General features: G+C 67.0%; 15 protein-coding genes and 1 pseudogene. 9 read left to right on the top strand and 7 right to left on the bottom strand.

From position 1 onward, the window contains the following. Positions 1–521: 521 nt before the first annotated feature. Positions 522–4265: a DNRLRE domain-containing protein gene (locus tag LIX60_RS04490; RefSeq protein ID WP_374117792.1), complete on the top strand. Its 3744-nt coding sequence runs from the start codon at positions 522–524 to the stop codon at positions 4263–4265. Between the two features lie 75 nt (positions 4266–4340). On the opposite strand, the gene LIX60_RS04495 is transcribed toward LIX60_RS04490, so the two are convergent. After that, positions 4341–4997, bottom strand: coding sequence for an SMI1/KNR4 family protein (locus LIX60_RS04495; RefSeq protein ID WP_227957295.1), 657 nt, complete (start codon positions 4995–4997; stop codon positions 4341–4343). Between the two features lie 1050 nt (positions 4998–6047). On the opposite strand from LIX60_RS04495, the gene LIX60_RS04500 reads away from it, so the two are divergent. The 3 genes from LIX60_RS04500 to LIX60_RS04510 all read left to right on the top strand — a co-directional run bounded on the left by LIX60_RS04500 (position 6048) and on the right by LIX60_RS04510 (position 9106). Continuing rightward, on the top strand, positions 6048–7550 hold the full coding sequence (locus tag LIX60_RS04500; protein ID WP_227957296.1) for a transcriptional regulator, XRE family protein: 1503 nt from the start codon (positions 6048–6050) through the stop codon (positions 7548–7550). Positions 7551–7672: 122 nt separating this feature from the next. Then, complete coding sequence (locus LIX60_RS04505) at positions 7673–8611, top strand: asparaginase (protein ID WP_374117959.1); 939 nt, start codon at positions 7673–7675, stop codon at positions 8609–8611. A gap of 27 nt (positions 8612–8638) precedes the next feature. Continuing rightward, a complete protein-coding gene (locus LIX60_RS04510; RefSeq protein WP_227957298.1) occupies positions 8639–9106 on the top strand; it encodes a PPC domain-containing DNA-binding protein in 468 nt (155 codons plus the stop codon). A gap of 24 nt (positions 9107–9130) precedes the next feature. Here the strand turns inward: LIX60_RS04510 and LIX60_RS04515 are convergent, their stop codons facing one another. The 5 genes and pseudogenes from LIX60_RS04515 to LIX60_RS04535 all read right to left on the bottom strand — a co-directional run bounded on the left by LIX60_RS04515 (position 9131) and on the right by LIX60_RS04535 (position 17141). Continuing rightward, positions 9131–10252 carry a hypothetical protein gene (locus tag LIX60_RS04515; protein WP_227957299.1) on the bottom strand — a complete coding sequence of 374 codons (1122 nt, stop codon included), beginning with the start codon at positions 10250–10252 and terminating at the stop codon, positions 9131–9133. A gap of 138 nt (positions 10253–10390) precedes the next feature. After that, positions 10391–12487, bottom strand: a complete 2097-nt coding sequence (gene fxlM, locus LIX60_RS04520) for a methyltransferase, FxLD system (RefSeq protein ID WP_227957300.1) — start codon at positions 12485–12487, stop codon at positions 10391–10393. Positions 12488–12515: 28 nt separating this feature from the next. Then, positions 12516–13790, bottom strand: coding sequence for a lanthionine synthetase C family protein (locus tag LIX60_RS04525; protein ID WP_227957301.1), 1275 nt, complete (start codon positions 13788–13790; stop codon positions 12516–12518). Beyond that, a pseudogene (locus LIX60_RS04530) lies at positions 13787–16788 on the bottom strand (lantibiotic dehydratase). The gene LIX60_RS04525 and the pseudogene LIX60_RS04530 overlap by 4 nt, the downstream one beginning before the upstream one ends. A 188-nt stretch (positions 16789–16976) precedes the next feature. Then, a complete protein-coding gene (locus LIX60_RS04535; RefSeq protein ID WP_227957302.1) occupies positions 16977–17141 on the bottom strand; it encodes an FxLD family lanthipeptide in 165 nt (54 codons plus the stop codon). A 1252-nt stretch (positions 17142–18393) separates the two neighbouring features. Here LIX60_RS04535 and LIX60_RS04540 point away from each other — a divergent pair. From LIX60_RS04540 to LIX60_RS04560, 5 genes are all read left to right on the top strand, one after another. Continuing rightward, complete coding sequence (locus tag LIX60_RS04540; protein WP_227957303.1) at positions 18394–18912, top strand: hypothetical protein; 519 nt, start codon at positions 18394–18396, stop codon at positions 18910–18912. Positions 18913–19099: 187 nt separating this feature from the next. Further along, positions 19100–19555 (top strand): hypothetical protein, encoded by a 456-nt coding sequence (locus LIX60_RS04545; RefSeq protein WP_227957304.1) that lies wholly within the window; start codon positions 19100–19102, stop codon positions 19553–19555. A 418-nt stretch (positions 19556–19973) separates the two neighbouring features. Further along, complete coding sequence (locus LIX60_RS04550; RefSeq protein ID WP_227957305.1) at positions 19974–22475, top strand: glycoside hydrolase domain-containing protein; 2502 nt, start codon at positions 19974–19976, stop codon at positions 22473–22475. A gap of 3 nt (positions 22476–22478) precedes the next feature. Next, a complete protein-coding gene (locus LIX60_RS04555) occupies positions 22479–22904 on the top strand; it encodes a hypothetical protein (RefSeq protein ID WP_227957306.1) in 426 nt (141 codons plus the stop codon). After that, a complete protein-coding gene (locus LIX60_RS04560) occupies positions 22901–23578 on the top strand; it encodes a hypothetical protein (protein WP_227957307.1) in 678 nt (225 codons plus the stop codon). The genes LIX60_RS04555 and LIX60_RS04560 overlap by 4 nt, the downstream gene beginning before the upstream one ends. Before the next feature lie 373 nt (positions 23579–23951). Here the strand turns inward: LIX60_RS04560 and LIX60_RS04565 are convergent, their stop codons facing one another. After that, complete coding sequence (locus LIX60_RS04565) at positions 23952–25175, bottom strand: site-specific integrase (RefSeq protein ID WP_227957308.1); 1224 nt, start codon at positions 25173–25175, stop codon at positions 23952–23954. Positions 25176–25200 lie beyond the last annotated feature (25 nt).

Raw genomic sequence — 25200 nt, forward strand, 5'->3', positions numbered from 1 at the left:
CACAGCAGCTCCCGCACCAACCGCAGCACTGCGTCCGGATCTACCATGTTCGTTCGAATGTACGGTGCGTATTTTCGCATCGACGTACCTTGCAGGCCACCGTCTTGTGCACCTCATGCGTCCGGCATACCGCTGGGATCACGAGCCGTCAGCCCGCCCCAACACCGCGATGTGAAGGTCAGTATAAGCCGCAGCGGTAAAGCCGGAAGCGCTTCCCTGTTCGCAGTTCCAGTACCTCAATGTTTTCTCACCCAGGCTCCATTGTGATTCATCTGACGTTTAATCAGGCGCGCCCGCTGATGCCAAGCGGAATTCTGGCTGCGTAGCCAACGAACGCATGTGTCCTGAAAACAGCTTCATCGGTATTGATCTTCCCGCCTAAAGTCCTGCCGTCTGTGCGGTTCCGCACCGACGTTTGAGCTGACCTATCGGGAAGGACACGGCACTTCGTGTATCCATCCACACAACCGACCACGCCAAGACGCAGACGAGGCAACCGGCTCGCAGCGGCGACTGCACTGTTGCTGATCGCGGAGGTCGGCATTGCCGCGACAGGCCAAGCCGCTGCGGCTCCTACGCCGGAGCGCGGCAGCGAGCCGGCCAAGGTCTCCCAGCCGTCCAAGGCGGAGATCCTCAACGCCGACATGGAGTGGGCGGCCCGGCACGCCAAGGGCTCGAAGGCGTGGGCGATCGTCGAGGCGAAGAAGAGCGGCAAGAAGGTCGTCGCCCATGACGAGACGACGGCCACCTCATACACCGTGGCCAACCCCGACGGCACCCTCACCACCGACCTGACCTCCGGACCCGAGCGGGTCTGGCGCGGCGGCAAGTGGCGCAAGGTCGACGTCACCCTGACCAGGGCCGGCGACGGAACTGTGAAGGCCAAGGAGCATCCAAATGGGCTGCGCCTGGCGGGCAAGGGCGGTGCCACTCCGGGATCGCTGGCGGCCGCGCAGGACGCCGCCCCGCGGGACCTGGTCACCCTCGGCAGCGATGACCAGGCGGTGACGCTGCAGTGGAAGGGCGGTCTTCCCACGCCTGAGCTGAACGGCACCACCGCCCGCTACCGGGAGGCCGTGCCCGGCGCTGACGTCATCGTGGAGGCCACGCGGACCGGCTTCGAGCAGTACGTGGAGATCGACAAGAAGCCGGCCTCCGGCGCCTACTCCTACACACTGCCGGTCAAGGCCAAGGGGCTGAAGGCCAAGGCGAACAAGGACGGGTCGGTGACGTTCACCGACACCGAGACCGGTGAGCGGCGCGCGACGATGCCGGCCCCGGTCATGTGGGACGCCTCGGTGGACAAGCAGTCCGGTGAGCACACACGCCGGGCCCGCGTCGCCATGAAGGTCGTGAACAAGGGCACCGGCCGCATCGACCTGGTCGTCACCCCCAGCGCCGGCTTCCTTGCCGACCCGAAAACCAGGTACCCGGTCACGGTGGACCCTTCCACCTCTGCCCTGGCGTCCACCTTCGACACCTATGTCCAGCGCGGTGAGACGGTCGACTGGTCCGCCGACACCGAGCTCGACTTCGGCAACCCGGGTACCACCAATGCCGACGGCACCACCCGCGTGGCCCGGTCCTTCATCCACTGGAACACCACACCGATCCAGGACGCGTTGATCACCGACACGAACCTGGCGCTGTGGAACTTCCACTCCGGCAACGCCGACTGCTCCGCCCAGTCCTGGACCATATGGGACACCACTGCGGCATCCACCTCGTCCCGGTGGACCAGCCAGCCCACCTGGAACCAGCAGTACCACTCCTCCACCCAGACCCGCGGCAACCCGGACTGCACAGGCTCCCAGCCCGACGGCTGGATCAACGCCGACGTCGACGCCCTTGTCCAGACCTGGGCCTCGGCGAAGGTCACCCGTGGCTTCATGGGCCTGCGCACGGCCACGGACGACACCCGTGCCTGGAAACGCGTCAACTCCGGTAACGCCACAGCAAACCAGCCCAAGCTCACCGTGACCTACAACTACCGGCCCTCCGACGGCACCGACCGGCAGGCCGGCGCACCCTTCAAGTCCTACGCTGGTGTATGGGCGGTCAACACCACCATCCCCACTCTGCGGGACACCTTCACCGACCCTGACGGCGACGCCGTCAACGGCACCTTCCAGGTCTACGACGCCGCCGCCAACGCCCCTATCGCCACCCCGGCGGGCGAGGGGCTGCTCGTCTCCGACTTCGTCGCCTCCGGCAAGCCGACCTCCGTCACCGTCCCGGCCGGCCAGCTCCAGGACGGCAAGACCTACAAGTTCCGCACCAACGCCTACGACGGCACGCACTACAATCTGGGCTGGTCTCCCTGGACCGAGTTCGTCGTCGACACCACCGCACCCGGGGAGCCGTCTCCGGTGACCTCCGACCAGTACCCTGAGGGCAGCTACGGCGGCGGCGGCGGTCAGCCCGGAACATGGACGGCGACCACGACCAGCGACGCCAACCAGCTTCGGTACCGAGTGGACGGTGAGGACCCCGACCCCGACACCGGAGCCACAGGACGCGGCACCTGGCAGACGGTCAACACCACCTCAACGTCGACCGGCACGTCGGGATCCTTTGCGGCGACGCCCACCACCGACGGCGCACATCAGGTCGAGACCCAGGCCGTCGACCGCGCGGACAACATTGGCGCCACCAACGAGTACGGATTCATCGCCGGAGCCGCGCCGGCGACCCGAAGCCACAAGGTCGACATCACACTGAACAAGCCGGACCCGACTGTGGCCGACCCGGACGACTGGAACAACCCCTACCCGGCGTTCGGTTGGGACGGCTGGAACACCATGACGAGCTCGGGCATCATCCAGCAGGACGTGCCCGCTCTGCTCTCCCCCAAGCAGAAGACCACCAAGGCCGGCGACGCCACCATCACCATCACACCGCTGAAGAAGCGCACCGCCGGGGCAGCACAGGCGATCAAGGAACAGAAAGCCCGCGAGCGGAAGGCCGGCGTTGGCCGGAACGGTGCGCAGACCGCCACCCCGATGGCGGCCACCGCGTACACCGGACCCATCCTTGACAGCTCTTGGTGCGACACAACCCTCACCGCTCAGAAGTCCTTTATCCGCCGCAGTGAGGCGTGCCTGCTGTTTTCCTGGAACGTCAAGGGCAACAACGGCACGAAGGACTACTACCAGGACTTCGAGCTGATGTGGCAGTTTAAGCTCGACCCCAAGGGCAATACGATCAAACACTGGCTTCAGATGACGCCGCTTCCCAGCGCGATCACGGACCAGTGGCCGTCATCCCCCAAGGCCCTGTCGTTCAACATCCTGGCCTCATGCGTCAATGGCGGCTGCACGGATAGCGACACGGGCTTCGACTGGGAGACGGGCCGCACCCCCACATGGACGTCCGGCGTGGATTCTCACATCGCCCAGGGCAATGCCGAAACGACATGGGACGGTAGTGTGGCCAACGCATCCGGCTCCAAGGACAAGGACCTGTCCCGGGAGGTTCCGCAGCTTATTCAGGGGGTGCTCACCACGGACACTCCCAACATGGTGGTGACGGACAATCACGGCACCTCACCCGCGGCCATCCCGGCGCGCTGCGACAAGGTGTACGGGACCGGCGGCTGCGCCATCAAGGAGTACAGCCCCGGCTACTCGATGAACTCCAAGAAGTTCCCTGCGGCCGCGGCGCACGCATGGCTGATCCAAAACCGTCTGGCCCCCGAGTTCTTCGGCCAGACGCCCGTGACCCCGCTGCAGTACATGCCGAACAAGACCCGGAACGCGGCAGGTGCTACGGGTACCGGTCGCAGCGAAAGCGCGAACCGGTACAGGGTCTGCTACGGCGCAGCGGCGAACAGGATGGTGTACCGCACGGACACAGCGCTTCATCCGGAACTCTCGCAGTCACAGAAAGACCAGCGCTCCTGCGACGAATACTCCTTCAATGCGACGTACCAGTCGGCTGGCATGCCCAAGGCCGAGGGCGGCAAGAACCCCAAACCCGTATCGGATGCTCTACAGGGGCGGGAGTGCGTCCAGACCTACGAGAAGAAGTTGCCCGACGGCACGTACCGGCTTTACGACGATGAGCGCTACGCCGCGCCGACCTGGGAGGAGACCTGCGGCCGGTCCTCGATGTCGCTGAACGTCAACTCCCAGTCCATGGCCAGGTTTGGGGCGTTCGCTTCCACTTTCCGGCTGCTCGACAAGGACACGTACTGGGTGGACATCGACGGGTTCCAGGACTGTGACGCCACAGCTGACGTGATTACCTGCGCTCAGCGCCCGTGACACCCGGAACTTCCGGGTAGGAGCCCGGCCCTCGGACCCACGTGGTTTCGAGGGCCGGTTTGTCAGGAGATGACGTCAGCGCGCCACGGGCCGCCAGCCATCCTGCTCGTACATCGGGTCGGTGTCGAACCAGGTCAAGCCATCGCCGGTCGGGGACATGTAGGGACTCATCCCGAAGATGTGGTTGGGGTGTCCCTCGGTCAGAGAGGCTGCGCCGTCTTCCAGCCAGTCGGCAAGACCCGCCCCCAGCAACACCGGCTCTTGAGCATCCGCCCAAGTGCCCAGCAATCCCGTTGCCGGGTCGAGGTAGGTTCCCTCCATCATCGTGTACTTCGCGCTTGCGGCCACGGGCACGTAAGGCACGGTTTCCTGACCGGCCAAAGCCGACAGCAGCCCACCGTGCGCAGTGACCACGTGGTCAAGCGGGAGCCATGCCTGACCATTGGGCATGAAGTCAACTGCGTTTGCCTTCCGATGCCATGGATCGTTCTCACTTCCCGGTGGGAACGGCTGCTCGCCAAACTCTTCCAGATCCGCGCCCTGCACTCCGTCATGGATCAAGTAGAGCGCTCTCAGTTCCAGCGGTATGACAACGCCTATGGCTTGCTCGGTCTGCTCTATCTGCTCAAGCGTCGCCGGCTCACGCAAGAGACGGTATGAGAGCGGCGCGTGCTTGCTCAACCACTCCTCAAAACGGCGCCACGCCGCCACCACCCGCGTCTGCTGCTTCATGAGTGCTCTCCTTCGGCCATCAAGGTGGTCTCCGCCCGCCCGAAACAGCGTAGGTGCCACGTCGCACGCCTGCCGCGCGGTAGTCCGGGCTCTGAGCGGACGAGTCGGGCAGTGCAGGTCATCTGCCCTTCTCGTTCAGGCGGGGCTTTGAATCGGAACACTTGGAATTCGCAGCCACAACCCGGAACTCGTGATCACCGGGCCGGGCTTCTGCGGTGGCCTCTGTCTCTGCTGCGCGCAGCCAGGAGCAGCCAGGCGACGGGCTCTGTACCGGTTCTGACCCCTCAGTAGCCCTCCCACGTCGGTCTACAGATTGTTCGCGCGTGCTGGAACTCAGTGCCTCCGTGGCTACGGCCCCAGCGACGGCCAACACTGCGGCGGTCGCGATGAGCCAGCGTTGCGTCTGTCTCAACGGGGGCCGCCTCCGGAACCCATCGTCGATCACACCGTTATCCTCCCCGCCCTGGTGGCCTACCGCCCAAACCACATTAAGCGTTATGCGGGCCTTTCCGCAGCCCGGCCGTCTACAGAAGCCGACTCCTGAGGTAGTCCAAGAGAAGAGTAGACGCAGCTCGATCATTGACACGTCATCTGCTGCACTTCCCTTGCCCGGTTCTGCCCTACAGGCCCGCGGCTGGAGCCTGTTCTCGCCGGTGATCGGGCCTTGACCCCAGTCCCTGGACACGGTTATGCGGCTTGGGTCAGCGTAGTTGGTGTCGTCCGGAAGGTGTTCTCGTAGACGGTCGGGCTGCGGCGGCCGAGGCGGGAGTGACGGCGTCGGGTGTTGCAGCGATGGGGCCAGTGGAACGCGTCGAGGCGGGCCTCGCGCGTACTTGCGGCCCTGGAGCATTTCGCGTTTGCACGTCGCGTTGAAGGGCTGAACCATTTTCAGCCGCCGACGACATCAGTTCGCCGTTTGCACCCAACGCAGCTGGGAGGCCATTCTGGCGGCTGTCACGATGTGTGCGAGTGGCGTCACCTTTCGTGGCATATGCCGCTGGTTGCGCTGGTCAGTGCTCGGCCGGCCGTCGCCTGAAGAGAGCTGCCTTCATGCCCCGCCCTACCTTGTTTCGCATCCTCGTCCAGGAGCGCCGCTGGGGCAGTTGGGCTGTGTTCTGCCCCCGTTTCGAGCAGGCGGCGCGTTTATTGGCCAAGGAGACGGGCTCGCCGCGCTTGGCCGGTGTCACGGTGGGGCGCCGGACGTTTGACCGGTGGGTGTCGGGTGACTGGCGCGGACGTCCGCGGTCGGAGGCTGCCCAGGTCCTGGAGCAGCTCTTCGGCTTTCCCTGTGCCGATCTCTTCAGCCCGGCACCGGACGTCTTGGACGCGAAGGCCACCGTGCAGGACCGTCCGGGGTTATGCGCGTCCGTCCTCATCGGTGAACGATGGCCGACCTCGCGGTTGTTCATGGCTGCCACGCGGGATGTGGCCGATACCTGGGAGCTTGCGGGCCGGCAGTCACTGGATGGCACCACGGTCGGTGTGCAGTTCCACGCGGCGTCCCAGTCCCGGGGCGGCGTCTGCATCCGCCCGTCGGATCCGGCAACGCTGGAGCATTTCCTGCGCCCGGCCCGGCGCGGACTCCTTGTCGGCGTCATTGAGCAGAGCGACGAGCCGGCGCTGTACGTCACCGATTCCTCGAACGCCCGCAGGGCGCGTACCGCAGGGACTGCGCACGGCGCACTCGCCCTGCCGACCGCGCATCTGCTGGACGATCTCACCTACGGCATCCTGTGGGCCCTGGTTCAACTCGACGACGGGCTGCTCGCCGACGACCACGCGCTCGACCAGGAACAGCGGGCTCTGGGCACCTATCTGTCGCTGCCCCGGTCGGCGCCGAGCCGGATGGCGGTGCCCGAGCTCACCAACGTCGGCTCCCAGTGGCTCGGTTCCGCCTTCTGTGCCCAGCACCTTCGGCGCAGGCTCCAGGAGGTCCCGCACCCACCACTCTTCTGGACTCGGGAGCAGACCGGGGAGCAAGCGGCCGCCTGGCTCTTCTACCGTCACAAGGCCGAGTATCTGCGCGCCATGGCCGCGCAGTACTCCGGGGCTGGCAGCTCTCTGTGCCGTGCCTTTTGCGTCCCGGAGGCCGAAGTGGCGGCGAGTGACCGCTACGAGCGTGTCCTGCTCTTCCTTGCCATCGCGTTGATGGAGTCGTACGGAATCCATGTCCAGGTCACCGCCCGGCCGGAGTATTCCGAGGTCGACGGTTTTGCTCTGGCACCGGGGCAGCGCGCGGTGGTGGCGAACTGGGTGCGCACGGAGTCCATCTGGGCGGCGGACACGGTCACTGGGCGCCCCGCGCTGCGTGGCTACCACGAGGCGTTCAGCGATGCCCGTTGGGACAGTGTGATGCGCGGTCCCGATCCTGAGGCGCGGTTGCGTGCTCTGGCTAGCTACCTGGACATTCCGTGGCCCTGGCTGATTGGACGGTGCCGGGAGCTCGGTGAGTGCGGGGTCGCGGGGATGGTTCGTCCCCGGAGCCGGCATGTGGATGTCGCCGCGCTGGACGAGGTTCTCCGGTTCCTCGGCACTCTTGTGCCACACCGCTGACAGGTTCGACGCTGCTCCTGTTCGAACATGATCCGTTCTCTTCGAAAGGCGACTCCGTGCCCTCCGTATCGCAGACTTCCCAGCCTTCCCTTCAGGTGATCTCGCTCGGTGGCACGATCGCCATGACGCCACCGAGCGGAGGGGCGGGCGGGGTCGCGCCACGGCTGACGGCCTCCGACCTCGTCGGCGCGGTGCCCGGCCTGGACGACGGGGTCTGCCTGGAAGTCCAGGATTTCCGTCAGATCCCCGGCGCCTGGCTCGAGATCGACGACATCGCCGCGCTCGCCGAACTGCTGAACAAGCAGGCCGCTTCCGGCACGGACGGCATCGTCATCACCCAGGGCACGGACACCCTTGAGGAGACGGCGTACCTGCTCGACCTTCTGTATGAGGGGGCGGCTCCCGTCGTCGTCACCGGTGCCATGCGTAACCCGTCGATGGCCGGTGCGGATGGTCCGGCGAACCTCCTCGCCGCGGTCCGCACGGCAGCGGCACCGCAGGCTCGCGGTCTGGGCGTGCTCGTGGTCTTCTCGGACGAGATCCACGCCGCTCGGCATGTGCAGAAGGTCCACAGCACGAGCGCCTCCGCGTTCGCCTCCCCCGGTGCGGGCCTGATCGGGCATGTCGTCGAAGGACGGCCACGCTTCCACTTCTCCCTGCCCCGCCGGCCGGCCGTCCCGCTGCCGTTCACCCGCCCCGCGGCCGTTGAGGTGATCGAGACCACCCTCGGCAGCAGCGGGATCCTGCTCCACTGCGCCGACCAGCATCTCGACGGTCTGGTGATCGCCGCCTTCGGCGCCGGGCACGTACCGGCCAGCTGGACCGAACGCCTGGAGGAACTCGCGGCCCGCATACCCGTCGTTCTCACCTCGCGTACCGGCGCGGGAAGCGTCCTCACCGCCACCTACACCTTCACCGGCTCCGAGACGTACCTGCTGGAGCGCGGCCTCATCAACGCAGGAACACTGCACCCCCGCCAGGCCCGGCTCCTGCTGCTGGCGCACCTGCGCACCGGCGCGGACCGCAACGCGCTCAAGGCCGCTTTCGAGTCCCAGTCCTGACCGCGCCACACCCCTCGGGAGCAGCTGATGCGCGCCACCCAGATCACCACCGGACGCACGTTCGCCGTCGCCATGGATCACGGCGAGGACTTCTTCACCGCCCTGACCGCGTTCTGCCGCGACCACGACGTCAGGGCCGCCCACATCCCCACCTTCATCGGCGGTTTCCGTACCGCCCGGCTCGTGGGTTCCTGCGGTCCCCTGAAGAACCCCGAGCAGCCATTGTGGGAGGAGGTGCAGGTCGACTCCCTGGAAGTGCTGGGAGGCGGAACGCTGGCCTGGGACACCGAGGCCGGCCGTGTCGCTCCCCATATCCACGTGACGGCCGGTCTCAAGGCCGCCTCCGCGGACGGCCGCACCAGTCATCTCCTCGGCGGAACGGTCCAGTTCGTCACCGAGCTCATCATCGAGGAGATCACCGCCCCCGCTCTCACCCGGCCCCGCGCAGCAGATCTCTTCGACGTCCCGCTGCTCACCTTCGGCGACGGGGAATGAAGGGTCCGGGCAGCGGCCGGCGGATCAGAGGGCGTTAACGGCTGGAGATGGGTGGCCGAGGCTTTCCCTGATCACGCGGTCGGCGGCACGGGCGGCGGCCAGCACCCGCTCGCGCAGCCCATCAGGGAACACGCCCGCGCCAAGGGCGCATGAGTGGCCGAGTGCGGTAAGGGAGCGGGTATGGCGGCTCCCCGCAGTAGTCGCGCATGCCGGGTGGGACAGGATGTCCCGGGCGGCATAGCCGTCACGGGCATCCAATGTGCGGCGGACCAGGTCCTCGGCGAGACGGTGCGCCGCAGGGGCCCCGGCTGGGCCGACCGCGTCGAGGATCGCCAGGCCCAGCCGGATGTCGAAGACGGTCAGGCCGGGTTCCGGCTGCCGGCGGAGGTAGGTCCTCACCACGGCTGCTGCCTGGGCACCGACTGGCTCGCCGGTGTAGCGGCGGCAAAAGACGGCGAGGCAGGCAGTGACCACCTGTTCCCACTCGTCGCCGGAGGCCGTACCGGAAAGCAGTTCCGCCGCGTGTTCCGTGTTGCCTGCGGTGAGGTTGGCGAGGACGGCGACCTGACGGCCGTCGAGCATGCGCGTGCCCACCCCCTGGTGCTGCTCGATGTGTGCCAGGGCTTCCTGCCAGCGTCCTGCTGTGGTGTAGGTACGGGAGCCGTCGGCGAGGAGGACGCGCCACAGCCACCCGTGCACTTCTCTCCGTTGTTCGGCGGACGTCGTCAGGTCGGCCGGTACGGGGATGCCGTCGAACTCAGCGGCGCGGCCGGTGCTGACTGCTTCGTACAGCTGCAGGAGCCGCCTGCGGCCGTCGTCGGCGTGGCCGGCGCGGACCTGCAGTCGTGCGAGGTTGACGACCGGTTCCAGTCCTCGGATGGCACTCATCGCCGGGAGCGGGCAGGCATGCAGGTAGGCGGTGGCGTGCTGACGGCACAGCGTGCGAGCCAGGCCAGGGAGGCCGAGGTCGGAGGCGAGCAGTGCGCTCTGGTTGTAGACGGCGGAGGCCTGTCCCTGGTCGTTCTGCCGGCCGGCCGCCTCGGCGAGGTCCGCCAGCGCCTGCACGCGGGAAGGCAAGGGCAGGCAGGCGGGACGGAACCGGGCGACGAGGGGGAAGGGGCCGGTGAACGGCTCGCTGGGATCCATGTCATCTCCCTGATGACGGTGAATGGTGACGGCTCGCTCAAGGCTGAGGAGGCGGGCAGCCGGATCACCGGCCCCGCCGAACGCGGCCGGGCGGTCGAGCGGTCGGCGGGGCGGGGCCGTCGTGCTACCTGGTCGGCGTCACTGCCACTGGACGACGATCCGGTTGAGCGGGGTGTCGAAGGAGAAGCAGCCAGGCCCCCGGCGGACGGGGGCGGCGTCGAGGGGGTGGATTTCGAACCGGGCTTCGCCGTTGCGGTACTCGCGGTCCCAGGTGCGCATGGACTCGGCGACTTGCGTGGCCAGTTCGTCACCGCCGGGGCCGTGGCCGACGACCCCGAACTCCCACAGTTTGCCGCCCTCGGGAGTGCGCTGGTCGGACAGGCGCCGGGTCAGGTAGGTGAGAGCGCCCTTCTCGAAGACCGCGGTGGAACTCGGATACGGCTCGGTGAGCAGACCAGTTTCGACGGCTTCCCTGCTCGCGGGCATCTGGTTGAGGCCGCTGGGGAGTGTGCAGGTCAGCCACAGTTCCATCCATTCGGGTGACTCCATGGCGCGGTAGAACACATCGGACCACACCACGGTCCGCGGCTGGTCGAGGACGTCGCTCAGGGCCTGGGCGTCGACGAGTTGCTCGCTGTTGGTCTGGAGGCGAACCGACCCTTTCGAGGTCACCGGGATCACCTGTCGTGTGTCGTCGGCGATGCCGCGCCGCAGCGGCATGAACGTGTTCATCTCGCTGCTCACCGATACCCAGGAGCCGTCCCGCTGCTCGTACGCGATCGAACGGGACACGCTTCCGCGCAGCCGCTGGGGGACGAGCAACCGGCCGCCGGCGGCCAGCTGCTGCATCCAGGCGTGCGGGACGCCGTGCGCGCCGACCGTGGCGATGATCCGGTCGTAGGGTGCGCTGTCCGGGTGACCGAGGGCTCCGTCGCCGCAGACGACGGTGGCCTTCCCGATACCCGCCGCGGCCAGGTGAGAGCGTGCTCCTTCGACGAGGTCCTCGTCCACGTCCATCGTGGTGACGTGGCCGCTCTCCCCCACGAGATGGGCGAGCAGGCCCGCGTTGTAGCCGGTACCGGCTCCCAGTTCCAGGATCCTGTGACCTGGCTGGGGCTGCAGTTGTTCCAGCATGATCCCCACAATGACCGGCTGCGAGGCGCAGCTGATCGACTGGCCGGTGGCGTCCCGTTTGATGTCGACCGTCGAGTTCGCGTAGGCCTCCTCCAGCGTGGCGTCCGGTACGAACAGGTGGCGTGGCACGGTCCTCAGTGCCTGCTCGATACGTGGAGCCACTCGATAGTCAGCGACGATCTGGTCGACCAGGGCGTTGCGGAGGCGGGCAGCGGTGCCGTCGACTTCGGTAGTGGTGTCGGTGGTGCTCTCGGTGCGGCTGATCGGGGGGCTTCCTGCGGGCGGTGAGACGGGGTTGTCACTGGTTCCCATGACGGCTTCTTTCGCTAGTGCTGACATGACGCCCTGCTCCTCCAAAGGGAGTCCGGCGCGGTTGTTGTGGAAGATCACGTGGTGGGCGAGCACGGCCCGCAGGCCCCGGGTCAGCTCTCCGTGTTGCGCAAGGTGGCGCAGGGTCCGTCCGGCCTGTTCAAAGGCGGTCACCCATGCGCCATTCCTTGAGAACGGGCCTTCGCCGGTGGCGTCGCAGAGGCTACGCAGGTCGGCGGTCATGAGCAGGCGCATCGCCGAGGCCAACGCTGCGATGCGCTCGGCAGGTAGCGCGTGAGTAACGGGGCGCAGATCAGAGACCTTTGCCCAGACGTCGCCCTGCTCGTACCAGTCGAGGCCGGCGGCGCGCAGCATGGCGCTGCAGAGCAGGATCGCGGTCTCGCGTCGCCCTGGTCGGTGGCGGCTCGGAGAACGGCTTTGCGTGAGGAGGTGGTGGCTGTCGTGGTGAAAGAGTTCGTGGGCGGCTTCCACGGCCGAGGGGCCGCCGAAGGCGTGCGTCTCGGGTTCGTAGATGCCGGTTGTCCAGCGGACGACGCGGCCGTCGGCTGTCAGTGAGTCGAGCAGGTTCTCGACCGTGGTCGAAGGGGCGCCCTCGCGCCTGTAGCGCAACGGCCAGGGCTGCTTGTTGAGGAACCACCAGCCGTGCAGGTCTCCGTCGCACTGGGCGGCGTCCAAGGCAGGTCCGATGATCTCGGTGCTGACCTGTTCGGCTGTCGAGCGGTCGGAGAACTCGATGTTGTGCTGGTGCCAGCGGGCGCGGTGCGTGGCCACATCTCTCCTCACGTCTGCTGGTGTGTGGTCAGGCGGTCAGCAGGCAGGAGTCCCAGGCCGACTCCGGCGGAATAGCTGCGTCGGCGGTGAGCACCGCCAAGGCGACGCCAGCCGCGCCGTCGAGAAGCCCGGGGCCGCCGTCCGCCGCATGCATCAGCTCGGTGATCACATGTTCCGCGTCCGATCCCGGAGGCTTGACGACGGCGAGCAGGGTGGGGATGAGAGCACGGAGCCGGCCGGCGGTGGTGGGGAGAGCGTCGCCGGCTGCGCGAGCTGCGACGTGGGCGAGGCCCGCGAAGCCGTGGCAGAGGGAGACGTCGGTGGTGGCGGCCAGTTGACCGGGGTCGGTGAACGCGCTGACGAGCGCCTTCTCAGCGGCGCCCCGCCGCTCCGTGTCGCCGAGGGCCAGTGCCGCGAGCTGCTGGGCGCGCGCCAGGCCCGCGGTGCCGTAGCACCAAGACGGCCGCAGCGGTCCGGACGGTGTGAGGCGGTCGGCGCGCAGTTCGGAGCGGGTGACCCAGTACGGCCAGGTGGGTCTGCCCTCGGTTTCGGTGCGCCAGTGGTCGAGCCACGCGCAGATGGTGCGGATGGCATCGGGCAGTCCGCCAACCGCGACGCCGCGCCGGGCGGCCAGGGAGAGCAGGCTCAGAACTCCCGTGATGCCGTGCGCCAGACTGCTGTTGGCGTGCCCGCCGGGAAAGCGGTGGTCCGGCCGGCCTGAGGGCCCAGACCGGGTCCACCAGCCGGGGAGCGTCTCCCCTTGGAGGGCGACCGGATCGGTGAGCCGGACGAGGTAGTCGAGGACTGCGCGGAGCACATCACTGCTGGGGTCGCGGCGCAGCAGGTAGGCGCCGTAGCCGGTCAGTCCCTGGAGCGCGTCGAACTCGGCGAGGGCGGGGAGGCGCCCGGAGTCGATGCGGCCGTGCGCGGCGGCGATGCGGCGGCGTGCGTCGGCGGCGATCTGCCGGTCGAGCACGTCCAGCGCGCGCTGGTAGCAACCGGGGCTGCGGTCGGCCGCACACGCCAGAGCGTGCGCGAGCGCCGGTGCTCCGTAGTACGGGTGGCTCTCGTCTCCGCTCGTGACGGGCGCCCAGGTGGCGGCGGCGAGCCAGTCGTGGGCACGCTGCCACGGCCCCCTCCCCGCCGCCGCAAGTTCGATGTGGAGCAGCGCGATGCCGGGGATTCCGTGGGCGAGGGACTGCCGCCACCAGTCCTTGCCCCGCGGCCCGGCCGGCGCGGTGTCGGGGTGCGCGAGCCGGGCGCCGATCCTGTCAGCGAGGTCAGTAGCCGGGTATGGGGTCACGTGGCCCTCCTGCTGTTGCGAGCCGTCCACGCGAGGGCGGCGGCTCTCGCGAGGTACAGGCAGACCGCCTCGTCGGGGAAGTCCACGGCGACAGCGCGAACGAAGTGAACGTGGAGCAGGGATGACAGGACATCGTCGGCATCGATGCCCTGAGTGTCGGGACCGGGCAGGTGGCCGCGGTAGGCGGCGAGGGCCGCATCACGGTCCGCCCATGCCTCCACAACGGCAGAGCCGCCAGGCACTCCTCTCAGAGCCGTCCAGTCCCCGCTGGGGTCGGCGAGTCGGACGGCTTCGGTGAAGAGAGGGCGTGGCACTGGCTCCGGAGCCGTGGGAGCCACGTGGTCGGTGATCCAGCGCATCCCCGCCTCGATGCTGCCCTGGAAGGCGCAGGCGATGGCGACGGTGTGCGCGGCCGCCAAGACCCGGCGGTGAGGGCGGGCATGCGCTCGGAGTTGGGCGAGCACGGCGCGGGAGTCGGCCCGGAAGACGTTCTCCGCCGCCGTCCACGCACCATGCGCACCCCAGCGCCCGGTCTCGATGTACGAGGTGGGGTAGCGCACCTCCCGCAGCAGCCCGGCCTCGTGCAGTTCCCCGGCCCAGGTGCTCACCGTCCGGGCCACGAAACCGAAGTGCCGGGGGTCGGCCAGTGCGACGCGCAGGCGGAGATGCTGGCCGGGGTCGCGGAATCGGACGAACCACCACGGCGGTTGGCCGAGCCGGTCCAGAAGGGCGGGAAGGTGCCCGGCGAGGATGGTGTCCTGGCGGCGGATGTCCCCGTACAGGCTCGCCAGCAGCACGCGCGATGCGCCTGGCACTTGGGCGGGTTCCCGCTGGAGGGTCCGGGCGCGGCACGGTGTCGGCAGGCGCGGCCATGCCGGCTTCTCGGCCGCCTTCAGCGGAATGACGACTTCATGGGCCCGGCCCCCGCACCAGCCGGATCCCTGCGGTGCTTCCGTGAGCACGGCGGGCGCGCCGCGGTCCAGGTGGGCGCGGAGCAGCACGCGGTGGCCGGTCTGGTCCAGATCCAGCGTCAGCCGACGGTCGCCCTCGGTCAGGCGGACCCGTCGTGGCAGTCGCCGCCGGGCCCGCCAGTCCACGAAGGCCAGGTCCCAGTCGGTCCATCGGGCCCCGCAAGGTGGAAGGCAGGACGGCTCCAGGCGCCACTGGGCCGGCGAGAGGACCGTGCGTCCATGGCGCAGTCGCGGCAGGAAAGGCATCGTCCGTGCGGCTCCCCAGTCGAACAGCGTCACGGCGGCGCACTGGGCGCGGCTCAACTCGATGAGGAAGCGGGCGAGTGGCGGCGTGTGGGTGTGCAGGTTGAGGGCGTGCATGCCCACGGCCTCCAGCCGCCTGCCGAGGGCGGGTGCGGCCAAGTACATTCGCCGGCCGTCGCAGCCCACGGCCAAGTCCTCGGCGGTCAGCACGCCGTCGCCGGAGGGTCGGTGTTCCTCCAGGCTGATCAGGGTCGGCAGGATCTGCGGGGACCGCGTGACGTGGGCTGTTTCCGGCACCAGCGGCGGGAACGACGACTGCGCCGCGACAGTGGCGTCATCGGCACATGGCAGGTCGGCCAGCTCCGCTGCCAGAGCGGTGCGGTCCTGTGGCTCCAGGATGTGCAGGAAGCGGCCGGTGCCGACCCCTGCGCCCCGTGACACGTTCACGACTTCCAGCCGGAAGTCGCCGCGTCGCAGCCGCTCCGTGTCGGCGGCGTGCACATGGACGCCCATCTCCAGGTGCGGCGGGAGCCGCAGCGGGGCGGGCCCCAGTTCCAGCGACGCCACCAACTGCTCGTCAAGCACCATCTCGTGGCGGCCGTCCAGCACCGCGGTCTGTGCAAGCCGCACCAGTGCCTCGTCACGGCTCGACACCGGTGACGGTCGCTCGCCGGTGACCGAGCCGGGATAGCCGTCGGGGAAGCCGATACCGCTGTCGGCGACGACGTCCAGGAGGGCACCAGCGAGCCGATCCCGAAGCGTTCGTAGAACCGCTGGTGGTACTCCTTCCAGGCGGTGGTTCCGTACGGGGCGGCGCTGACCCGGGCCAGGACGAGAGCGGCGCGCTCCGCTTCCCGGGCTACCTCGTTCGGCAGGGTGAGGGAGGCGTCCAGTCGCAGGTCCAGTGCGAGTGGATGCCCGCGGACGGGCATCAGGGCGCTCATCCGCGCCGCCACCCGTTCCCGTGCCTGACGGGTCGGACGGGCGGGGCGCGTGCTGCAGGCCGCCACTTCCGCGTGGATGCGACGTAGCTCGCGGACGAGGTCGGATACCGGCCCCTCCACGCCTTCGGCATCGGCCTCGTCCAGCCGGGCCATGATGTGCCCCAAGGGGTCCGTTTCGGTCCCGGGGGCATGCAGGCCGGTGATCAGTGCCCGGCGGGCGACGAGCTCCCGTAGGAAGGACTCAACCTGCTGCGATCCGGCTGCAGGGAAGTCGGCCAGCACCTTCTCCCCCAGGACGCCCAGGGGCATGGGAGCCCTCGCCGCGGACAGAGCCGCCTCCACTGCCGCCGTACGCCGAAGCGACACCTCCACAGCCCCAACACCCTGCTTCTGCCCGCCCGACTGGTACGGCACGAGCACCCGGTCACCACGTCTCATCACAGTGCTGTTGACGACCACGGGCAGACGTCTGAGGAGTTCGGGGCAGCTTTCCAGACGGTCCACGACGGCCGCGAGCCACTCCGCGGAAGGGCTGGCGACAGTCCAGTGCTCCGCGCCCCACCTTGCTTCGACCTCGTCGCCGAACGCGGCGGTAGTCACCCCGGCGAACAGCCCGAAGGGAGTGGCGCGGCTCTCAGCGCGCAGCACATAGCGGGCCACGGACAGATGTGCTCGCCGCAGGTCGCGGCCAACAGGGGCCTCCGCCTCGCACAGAGCACGCACCTGCTGCTCGAGCACCGGGCTGGCGTACCGCAGCCCTTCGGCGACACCCTCCCTGTGCCAGACATCGCGCAGCCAGGCGGCCTGTAAGGCCGTTCCCTCAGGGGACCGATCTGTCAGATCGGGCCAAGGCGGCAGGCATAACGACGGCTGAGCGACTGCACGCACGAGCGTGACGCTGCCGGATCGGAACCCGCGAGGCAGCACATCAACCTCCACAGAAAACGCAGCGGAACAAGGCCGGCTGATGCCGCCGCAAGGGCTGGAACCCGCGGCGGCACCGGCCACGGAACAGGCGGCAGAGCTTGTCAGTGCACGCCGGTGGTACAGGCGCCGCACGTACTGCCACAGCCGTCGTTGGTGATGTTGACCAGTCCGGCGGGATCAGCCACTTCGACCAGCGAAACATCCAAGTCGAAGACGCTCGCGGAGGCACCGCTGTCCTCGGCGTTCTGCTGGGTGATGTTGTTCATCAAGACTCCTCGGTGATCGACTCAGTCCTGGGAGCAACCAGGCGCCACTGGGCTGACAGGCTCCTGGTGCGTCCGCACTTGCAACTGGCTTCCGGCAGCCGGCAAGCCGGCCGCTTTCGGCCTCCCACCACCGTGGCGCCCATCACGTGGCGCCGATACGCCACAACGTCGCCACTTCTGCGCCACTTCACCCCGGCTCCCATCCACCGCGCGACGGAACGCCAGAGGCGTGAGCCCTCTGGCAGACCCGCCTGGGCAGGCGCCAACCTTCGGGCTCAATTAGATTCACGTCCGCCCACACGCGGGGGCCGACACTATGGCGATCGTGCCCTCATCTGCGTGCCAGAGCCTCGACTCTGCAAGCCCCCGACCGAACGCGTCACCCACTTCGGTCCGCCGCACCGCCAGCCGACGAAACGGGTCCTGAGTGACCGCTCCGACCCCGTAGGTCCGGGAGAGGCCGACGCGCGCGCACCCAGGGAAGGCCGCTTTCGCTGTAACCACGGCGCTGGCGGTCAGTTACTACAGGACTGTTCCAAGGCGGTGAGCGGCGCAGGAACAAGACTCAACCGGCTCCCATGCCGTCGTAGGAACACGCGCGCCCCTGACGGGTAACTGCGGTGGTCGGCCGGGCAAAGTGCAAGCGCCCCAGTCACGCATACGGAAGGGCCCCGCGTGACGGCGCTGAAAACTTTGCCCAACCGCCGTCCTCCGTTTTCGTGAGACGCTGAGTGGGTTTAGCCGGTTCACCATCCTGCTCATACCTCACACAATCGAAATACCTCAAGGATCATGAGCCGCCAGCCCTTACCGACACCACACTGCGAAGATCAACCCGGACAAGTCGGCACAGTTGAGCCTGCAGGGCATGGTTCCGCTGACCGGCATGGATCAGCCCTCGATTCTCAGCCAAAATTCGACTCCCGCAACTCCAGCAATGTCCGAAATTCCTCGATTTGCAGCGATCTTCGCACAACTCCCGCACCGCATCGATGACTTGTTTCAACGCCACCCACGCCGGCCCCCCTCTTCGCACGCTTGATCGAAGCGGCACCTACAGATATAAATACCGAGGGCCGAACCGCTTGATACGTGACACCGAGGGCGAGTGTCGGCGCATCGTTCGGACGAATGGTCGGCACCCACATACGGGAATCGCCCATCCCCCGACGGCAAGACCGAAAGAGAACTTCCAGTCGGCCATATTCCGATGACTGCACACCAAGAGGGGAAAATGCGCTTCACTACCGCAGTGCGCAGAATCGCCGCCGGAGCATTATTCACCGGTGCCGTTTTAGCAACGAGTCCGCATACAGCGAATGCCAACTCGGCTCCCAGCATCGAGATCGCCTCAACCGTGGGTGCCGAGGCCAGGGAGTATGCAAACGCCCACCCTGGCGAAATGAAAACGATGGCATCGCTCTGCGGTTCCTCCTACGACGTGATCGTCCGCGCTGAGCGCCTCCCGGACGAGACTCGACTGGGCACGCTGTGGGTGTACTCGAACACATCAGCCGCCAGCAATAGCCAGAACACCTGTGCCCTGTTCGACAACAACACAGGCCGTGCGATGTGGATGAAGCTCCAACTCTGCGACAACTACACCACCACCCCCTGCGACACCGACCAGGGCACGTTCAGCCAGTACGCCGGCCCTGTCTGGCAGGAACCCGGTGGCTGCGGCAAAGTGACCGCGCTGATGAAGACCTCCTCCAGCTCCAGCACTTACATCATCAATCGTGTGATCAACAACGTCACTGCCTGCAACTGAGGAAGAACCCGTGAGAGACCGAAGCATTGCTGTGCGTCGCCTCCGGGCGGCGCGCAGCGTCCGATTGACATCCGCGCTCGGCGCCACTCTGCTGTGTGCCCTGATCACCTCTTGCGGCAGCGACACCGTAAGCGCTGAGAAGACTGGATCTCAGGTCTCAGCCTCGCCTGAGGAGTCATCCCCGACCGTGTCGACCCCCTCCAGCCCAACGGCTTCCATCGGCCCAGGTGGCGAGGACAAGGCGGCCCAGGAAGAGGCAATGCGTGAGCGTGCGGCAGCCGCGCCGACCGGGGATCCGGTCTCGCCCCGCCCGTACGACCCGGCCGACAAGGACTTTCAGGATCCGATCCTGACGAAGGGCGACGTGACTGTCTACACCCCGACAGTGTCAAACTCGGGGGTGACCGTCCCGGTCACCGTCCTCAACCGGGGAAAGAAGGCCGCTTTCTACGATGTCACATTGAAGGTCACTGGCCCTGGCGGGTTTGACACCGACCTGGACATCCGTATCAGGGGCGCCGGCCTGAGCCCCAATGCAACGTGGCCAACCGAACTGACTGCTACCGACCCGGGCAAGCCAGTCCCCGCTGAGCCCGTCATCAGCGTGAAGAAGATCGATAAGCGGCCATACGGCACCGACTGAGCAGTCAACTGCCTTCCGGCCATGGGAAACGCGCATCGAGCAAAGCCGCCAAGTGGCGGCTTTGACCGTATCGGGATGCAGCGTCAAGCAGGAGACAAAACTGGCGTACTGTCGGCCATCGCCACGATCCAGCGATTCGTTTGATAAATCAGGAAGAGACGAATCCAAGCAGGCAAACCAGCAGATGTCGCTGCCCGTTCACCCCGACACATTCAGCCGTCGAGCCCGTTTCCTTCTCACACGGCAAGGGTCAATAGCTAACCCCTTTAGCGGCATCTCGAGAGCTTCACGATAACCAATCCTCCCGGCCCCTTCGCCTTCTGCTACACAGCGCTAGATTGGCGCGTTCAACCCTTCCACCCCTGATGAACGCAAACAGACCGTCATCACTGCGGCTGCACAAAAAGGAGTTATCAACTTGGCTGACGCAAAGGTTCTTGAGGCCCAGCAATGGGTGAACGCCACCTACGGCTCTGTCGCTGGGTATGCCAAATGCCCTGAGGACGGCCGTACCGGCTGGACAACCATGTACGCTCTGACCATGGGACTCCAGCACGAGTTGGGTATCGGTCCCGTGGTGGCCAACTTCGGTCCGACGACTGTCTCCAAATTACAGGCACTCGGCGACATCGGCTTCGGCTGGAACAAGAACTCGAACATTGTCCGCATTCTCCAGCACGGCCTGTTCTGCAAAGGCTACTGGGGAGCAAATGAATACGGCGGGTACGGCGCTGTGACCACAGAGGCCGTCAAGGCCCTCCGTGTCGACATGGGCCTGCCCGACGGGGGAACAGGTACCACTGGCGGAGTTACGACCGCGCAGATCTTCAAGTGCATCCTCAACATGGACGCCTACGTCGTCGTGGCCGGCGGAACAGAGAAGATCCGGGCCATTCAGCAGTGGCTCAACAGCCGTTACTGGAAGCGAGATGCCTACTCGATCGGCCCGTGCGACGGCATCTACTCCCGGGACGTGCAGAAGTCCCTGGTGATCGCCATCCAGTACGAACTGGGGCTAAGCCCCAACGGCAACTTCGGTCCCGGCACCCAGACCGGCCTGCGAGCTCATCCCCTCCGGGAGGGCGACTCCGGCATCTTCGTGGAACTGTTCACTGCCGCCTGTGTATTCAACGAGCCGGTGATCCTTCACGGCCTCGACGACACGGAGGTCCGGACGACCTTCAAGAGCACCTTCGACGGGAAGACCCGGGAGTTCGTCGAGATATTCCAAAAGTTCTCTCAGTTGTACACGAAAGAAGATGCCAACTACGGCGTGGGAGAATACGACACCTGGGCGCAGTTGCTGGTGTCCATGGGCAACGCGGATCGCGCAGCGACCGGTTCGGACACGAGGTTCGAAATCACTGCCTCCCGTGCCCGCTGGTTGTATGACAACGACTATCGACTGGTCGGCCGCTACCTCTACGACCCGCCAGGGTCCACGCTCGACAAGGAAATCAAACCCGGCGAACTGCAGACCATCTTCGACGCCGGCCTGCGGGTCTTCCCGATCTATCAGGACAACGCGCGCCAACTCGCCGACTTCACCTACAGCCAGGGCTACCAGCACGCCCTCAACGCACACGACCTCGCCAGCCAATATGGCTTCGACCGGGGCACCACGATCTACTTCGCGGTCGACTACGACGCCCAGCAAGGGGAGATCGACGGTCATCCGCAGGGTATCGTCACCTACTTCAACGGCGTGGTGGCCGGCCTCGCCAACAGAGGCAAGAAGTACTTCCACGGGGTCTACGGATCCCGCAACGTCTGCATCAACGTCACCGCCAAAACCGGCGCGCGCTTCTCCTTTGTCTCAGGCATGTCCTGGGGCTTCTCCGGGAACCTCGGCTACCCCTTGCCCTCCAACTGGTCAATCAACCAGATCAAGGAGTTTAAGGTCACCAACGGCTCGGACACGTTCGACCTGGACCGGGACGTCTGGCGGCGCGGTAGCGAACCCGGCGTCCGTTCAGTGAACGACACGGGCGGTCCCGCCGACAGTTACATCGCCTACGTGCAGCAGCTCTACGACCACGCTCTCGCGTACAAATCGTCAAACAACGTCAGCACCAACGCCAGCCGACTGGTGATGGAGTATATCCGTCACAAGAAATACAGTGGCCTGCAATGGTGGTGGCTGGCGGACAGCTACGACGGCGACTTCGTCGAGTACTGCAACACCCGCGGCATGACGGTCCGAAAATCCTTCACCGACACCATCACAGGATATCAGCTCGACGCCACACATCTGATGGCCACAGCCAACGGCTTCCTGGAGAACTTCGACCTGCCTGACAAGAGGGAGTCCACCGGCGGCGACATCGCCGGATGGGGCGGGGACATCATGACCTTCTGGGCGGACTGGCGAAATTCAGTGGACGAGTACGCCTCACCGCTCACGTTCTGCCAAGCCAAACTGGCCGTCCCCGGTACCGTATCCAGCTTCGGCTACACGGACATGCTCGAGGATGTCGACGGGTATCTGCTGGCCAAGTACATCGCTGATGATGAGGACGAGGACGCCGACATCGTCAAGTGGATGAAGGGGCACTACAACAACGGGGGCGGCCTAACCCGCTTCCGCAGCCATTTCAACCGGCGCTGGCAGAATGCCTCCAACGCGCACGCGTGCTGCTGGGACATCCTCGCCGGCCCCTCCGACGACACCGTCAGCTTGGCCCGGTCCAGGCTGATCGCGGGCGCGGGCGTTGCCCTGCCGACGGCCTACATCCTCCTCCCGGGCAACGAGGAGAAGTTCAACGTGTTCTGTCAGGCGTTCGCCGACCGCCAGCTTGCCCTCATCGGTCTGGAGGACAGCCTGGCGGCCCAGTACAAGAAGAACCTGGCCGTCTACCGCAAGCAGGCGGCACAGCGGGCGGCAGCAGCCCGGTCGGACGCGAAGAACCGCCAGAGTTGACCTATGCCCGTCATCCTCGTCCTCATCTGCTGCGCCCTCACGACCGCGGGGTGGTTCTGGAGCCGTCCGCTGATTCTGGGCACGTGGCGGCGCAACCCCGCCTGGCTCACCTGGAGTGCGGTGCTCCTCCTGATGGGAGCCGGTGTCACCTACCTCATCGGCTCCCTCGTCCCCATCACGTCACTTGACCCGGAGGAGGCCTGCAACAAAGCCGGCCAGGCCTTCGACTGGACATACCGCAGGACGAACTTCGAGGAGTACACCCAGTGGTTCCCGCTGCACAACAAGTGCAACGCGGGATACGACCTGATCCCCGCCTGGGTGAACCCTGCCCTGGTCGCACTCCCCGCCCTGGCGCTCCTCTGCCTGGCCCACGCCGTGCTCCTGGCCGTCATCCAACGCCGGAACAAGAAGAAGGGCACGTCATGAACGATCTGAGCAGGCGCCGTGTGCTCGGCACCGCCGGCAGCTTGGCCGGAGCCGCCACCCTGGGACTCCTGGACATCGCCCCGGTCGCGGCCAGCACCCCCGCCCGGACGGACCAGAGGGCAACCAGCTGGCGCGGCAGCCGCTCGGCCAACGACTGGAAGATCCTTGCCGATGCCACGTCCCACACCATCGAAGGCAGCGGCCAGTCCGTACGCCTGGCCGACGGCGACGCCGCGACGGTCCTGCTGCACGTCGCCCGCCGGTTTCACTACGAAATCGACCAACTGCGTAGGAAGGACGTGACAGGCCACACCACGTCCCGCAGGGTCCGCCAGCCCCACCAATCGAACTACTTGTCCGGTACGGCGATCTCGATCCGGCCGTACGCCTACCCGCTGGGTGTACGAGGCGGGCTGTACCCGCATCAACTGGTCGTGGTGCGGGACATTCTGGCCGAGTTGGACGGCGTCATCTCCTGGGGCGGCGACTTGGCCTCGCCCCAGGAGTCACACTTCGAGATCGCTCTCGGGCCCAGCCACCCCAAGGTGCGGGGCGTGGCCCGCAAACTCAGAACCTGGAGGGAGACCCCGGGCCTGGGCGCCGGGACGATCAACGCATTCGAGCCCGAGCGCCGAGCGGGCGCCAAGGCATTCCGAGGACGCAAAGCGTCATAGGGGCCGCGGGATCTTCGGATAGGCCCCGCCCGGGGCCTATCCGAAGATCCTGTCGCAGTAGGGCCCACCCCCGGAAGCGGTTGACTGCTGATCTGCGCGGATCTGGTCCTCGCTGGAAGGTTGTTCTCCGTGCCTTGGCCCTACCCCTACGGTGGGCCGGAGCGAGCGTCAACTCCGGCGAGTCCCCGGGGGCTGACGCTCGGCTGCGACGAATTGGCAGCCAGGGCACGGGATCGAACGACGGCCTCCGTCGTGTGCGGCCGGGAAGATACCACGGCTGTACGCCCTGCGGCCGCGAATCCTTCCGTAGCCCGTTTTGGTGACTGGCCCATAACTTTGGAGCGGCCGGCCCGGGCATGAAGGCCGGTACTGCTCAAGCGCTGAGCCGGAGCAGCCCGGGGGTATCCCCCTCTCGGTTGTGGTGCTCGAGGGAGCGTTGCCATCGGGTTTCGAGGTGCTTGAGGAGGCGTTCTTCGATGCTGGTGGTGACGTGGGAGTAGACGTCGTCGATCTTGTTTTGCATGGCGTGGCCGAGGCGTCGTGCCTGGGCGACTTCGGGGATGCCGTCTTCGATGAGCCAGGTCTTGTGGGAGTGCCGTAGTCCGTGGAAGGTCAGGCCCGGGGCGATGGGGGGCCAGGGTGGGGAGGTGTGGCGGCTGCCGTTGACGGCCGGGGCCCACAGGCGGCGTTGGAAGCCGGAGCGGCGTAGGGGTTTTCCGCGCAGGGTGGTGAAGACGAAGGGGCGGGTGGAGGCGGTCAGGTCTGCGTGGAGGAGTTGGGTGAGGAAGGGGGGCAGGGAGACGGTGCGGACGCTGGCGAGGGTTTTGGGGTGGCCGAGGCTGAGGTGGCCGTTGACTTCGTGGAGGGCGCCGGAGGCGGTGATGTGGAGGCGGTTGTTGGGCAGGTCGACATTGTCGCGGTGGAGTCCGGCGAGTTCGCCCCAGCGCATGCCGGTGTAGGCGGCGGTGATGACCAGGAGTGCCTGGTTGCGTGAGGCGAGGTGGAAGACGCGGTGGGCGATGGTGAGGACTTGGTGCTCATCGGCCCAGGGGCGCTCGCGGCGCGGCTGTAGTCGGCCGCGGCCTCTGCGCTGGGGGCGTACGGGGTTGGTGGTGATGAGTTCGTTGTCGACGGCGTCGGTCATGAGCATTGCGAAGAGCTTGCGGATGCTGGTGACGGTGGCGGGGGCGTAGGTGGGGGTGAGGGTGTTGAGCCAGATCTTGATGTCGGCGGGCGTGATCTGGTGTACGGGGGTGGTTCCCCAGCGGGGCAGGATGTGGCGGGTGAGGAGGCTGCGGTAGAAGGCTTCGGTGTTGTCGCCGACGTCGACGGTCTGCCACCACACCTGTGCCCAGTCAGCGATCGTGGGTGGCGGCTGTGTGACGGTGCCCGGGGCAGCGGCTGTCGTGCTGATGGCGCTGGTGGGCGTCGGTGCGGGCGCAGTGTCGGGTGGGGCGGTGGGTGTGCTGTGGAGCTGGTCGGCGTGGGCCTGTGCGGCCTGCCGGGTGGGGAAGCTTCCCGGGACGCTGGCGGCTTTGCCGCTGGCTGCCCAGTAGCGCACGCGCCAGCGTTCGCCGCGTTGTTCAACCCAGGCCATAGGTGCATTCCTTCCAGGTCGTGTT

The sequence above is a fragment of the Streptomyces sp. S07_1.15 genome (assembly GCF_020739505.1).
Taxonomy (GTDB): domain Bacteria; phylum Actinomycetota; class Actinomycetes; order Streptomycetales; family Streptomycetaceae; genus Streptomyces; species Streptomyces xinghaiensis.

Bases quoted from the DNA above. Each gene is read 5' to 3' on its own strand.
- LIX60_RS04495 (WP_227957295.1), bottom strand. From the start codon at position 4,997: ATGAAGCAGCAGACGCGGGTGGTGGCGGCGTGGCGCCGTTTTGAGGAG.
- LIX60_RS04500 (WP_227957296.1), top strand. From the start codon at position 6,048: ATGCCCCGCCCTACCTTGTTTCGCATCCTCGTCCAGGAGCGCCGCTGG.
- LIX60_RS04505 (WP_374117959.1), top strand. From the start codon at position 7,673: ATGACGCCACCGAGCGGAGGGGCGGGCGGGGTCGCGCCACGGCTGACG.
- LIX60_RS04510 (WP_227957298.1), top strand. From the start codon at position 8,639: ATGCGCGCCACCCAGATCACCACCGGACGCACGTTCGCCGTCGCCATG.
- LIX60_RS04515 (WP_227957299.1), bottom strand. From the start codon at position 10,252: ATGGATCCCAGCGAGCCGTTCACCGGCCCCTTCCCCCTCGTCGCCCGG.
- LIX60_RS04535 (WP_227957302.1), bottom strand. From the start codon at position 17,141: ATGAACAACATCACCCAGCAGAACGCCGAGGACAGCGGTGCCTCCGCG.
- LIX60_RS04555 (WP_227957306.1), top strand. From the start codon at position 22,479: ATGCCCGTCATCCTCGTCCTCATCTGCTGCGCCCTCACGACCGCGGGG.
- LIX60_RS04560 (WP_227957307.1), top strand. From the start codon at position 22,901: ATGAACGATCTGAGCAGGCGCCGTGTGCTCGGCACCGCCGGCAGCTTG.
- LIX60_RS04565 (WP_227957308.1), bottom strand. From the start codon at position 25,175: ATGGCCTGGGTTGAACAACGCGGCGAACGCTGGCGCGTGCGCTACTGG.